Source organism: Actinoplanes rectilineatus (assembly GCF_000962825.1).
Taxonomy (GTDB): Bacteria; Actinomycetota; Actinomycetes; order Mycobacteriales; family Micromonosporaceae; genus Actinoplanes; species Actinoplanes rectilineatus.
Window position 1 is genome coordinate 1 of the sequence record NZ_JZKF01000184.1, and the last position, 2,440, is coordinate 2,440.

Genomic DNA, 2,440 nt, shown 5'->3' on the forward strand with positions numbered 1-2,440 from the left:
CCGTCCCCGGAACCGGCGGCAACGGATCAGGACTCAAAAACGAACGGGACGACGGGTCGTACACCCGGTGCCGCAGCCAGGTCAGCCCGGCGAACTCCAGCTCGCCGCGGAACCCGATACCCGGGTCGGTGAGCGCGGGCGCGCCCCACGCGTCCCGGCTGTCCCCGTCGGGGGTGCCCTGCCAGTCCGCGGACGGCGCTGTCCAGGATGGCGGGAGCGGGGCGTCGCCCAGCCAGCAGGGCGGGCCGGCCGGGCCGGGATCCCAGAGGACGGCCCGGTCGGCGACCGACGCCAGTTCGCCGGTGATGTCGACGCCGACCGGGATGCGGTGGCCGTCGACCACCACTGCGGCGAGACGGCCGAAGACGTCCCACTCGTACGAGCGGCGATCACCCTCGCGGATCCGGCGGCCGGAGCCGTCGTACTCGTAGACGACCCCGCCTCGCGACACCAGCTGCCCGGCCGCGTCGTAGACACACGCCACGTCGCCGTCCGCCACGAGACGGCCGCTTTCGTCGTACGCAAAACGGGTCTGACCCTCCGCGACCAACTGACCGGCCGCATCGTGCCGTGTCAGCCGGTCCCCCGCCTGCATGATCCGGCCGTCCGCGTCGTGTTCCCAGGTCACGCCGCTGTCGGTGCCGATCAGCCGGCCCAGTGCGTCGCGGCGCAGCGTGACCGTGCCGACCGCGCTGAGCAGGCCGCCGTCGTCGTAGCCGCGGGTGATCTCCGTGCCGTCCGGGAGGACCGTGGCCTGGCGTTCGCCGTCCGGGCCGTACCGGTGACGCAGGGTGAGGCCGTCGCGGTCCTTGGCGACCAGCCGCCCGGCCCGGTCCCACCGGAACCGGTGGCGGCGGCCGGGCTCGTCGATGACGACCGGCCGTCCGAGCGAGTCACGGCGGAAAGTGATCGTCGCGCCGTCGCCCGCGGTGATCGTGACGATCCGTCCGGACCCGTCGTGGGTCCAGCGGACCGTGCGGCCGGCGCCGTCGGTACGCCCGACCAGCCGCCCCGCCGCGTCGTGTACGAAGCGGGTGGACCGGCCGAGCGCGTCGGTCTCGACGACCAGGCGTCCGGCCTGGTCGTACTCGCGGGTGCAGGTGTTGCCGAGCGGATCGGTGATCGCGGTCAGGCGTCCGAGGGAGTCGTGCCGGTAGGTGGTGCGGCGGCCGAGCGGGTCGATCGCGGCGCTGACCCGGCCGGCCGGGTCGTACTCGAAACGGCGGGCGCCGATCGCGGTCAGCCGGCCGGCGTTGTCGTAGCCGAACCGCAGGTGTCCGCGACGGATCAGGTGCCCGGCGTCGTCGTAGTCGAGGGTGATCGTCCCGGCTGCGGTCAGGTTGCCGTCCGCGTCGTACCGGCAGACGGTGCGCCGCCCGGCCCCGTCGACGACCGCGGTGCGGCGGCCGGCGGCGTCGTACTCACAGGTGGTGACCCGGCCGCCCGGTGAGGTGGTGCGGCGGACCCGGCCGGCCGGGGTGTATTCGATCCGGGTGACGCCGCCGGACGGGTCCTCGATCGTGGTCCGGCGTCCGCACCGGTCGTATCCGGCACGGGCCGTGGTGCCGTCCGGGCGTCCGTGGGCGGTGGTCCGGCCCAGCGGGTCGTGCTCGAAGGTACTGCCGGTCAGGCCGTCGCCGATCCCGGTGACCCGGCCCTGCGTGTCGACGGTCGCGGTCCGCCGCACCCCGGCCGGGTCGACCGTGCCGGTGCGGTGGCCCTCGGGGTCGTACTCGTGCAGCCAGGTGGCGCCGGACGGGTCGGTGACGCCGGTGAGGCGGGACAGCACGTCGTACGTGAAGTCCCACGCCCCGCCGTCGCTGGTGGTCAGCCGGGCAAGGTTGCCGAACGGGTCGTACGCGCGGGTCGTCTCGTGGCCGAGCGGGTCGACGGTGGCCGTGACCGCGCCGTGCTCGCCGTACCGGGTCTCGCGGCGGGCGCCGGACGGGTCGACGACGGCGGTGAGGCGCCCGGCCGGGGTGTACTCGTAGTGCCGGCTGTGGCCGGCCGGGTCGGTGCGTTCGACGAGGTGGCCGCGGGCGTCGTGGCGGAAGGTGGTGCGGCGGCCGAGCGGGGTGGTGGTGGCGAGCACCCGGCCGTCCGGGTCGCGGTCGACGCGGGCGGTGTTGCCGAGCCCGTCGGTGACCGCGGTGAGCTGCCCGGACGCGTCGAGGGTGAACGTCAACGTCACGCCGTCCGGGTCGGTCACCCCGTGAACCAGACCGTCACGGACGTCCAGGCGGGTCAGACCGCCCTCCGCGTCCCGGATCTCCGACGGGATCCGTTCGGCGCCCTCGTAACGGTGGAGGACCTGCCCGCCGGTCGGGGCGACGACCGTCAGCACCCGCCCGAACTCGTCGTACGTGTACCGGAAACCGTCACGTTCGAGCAGCCGGCCGTGCTCGTCCCAGCGCATCGTCACCGTGTGGCCGTTGCGGTC

At 74.6% G+C, this 2,440-nt stretch carries 1 pseudogene; it reads right to left on the reverse strand.

Features of this window, described 5'->3' with window-relative positions:
• Nucleotides 1-2,440: pseudogene (locus WH85_RS45945) on the reverse strand (hypothetical protein); the annotation flags it as partial.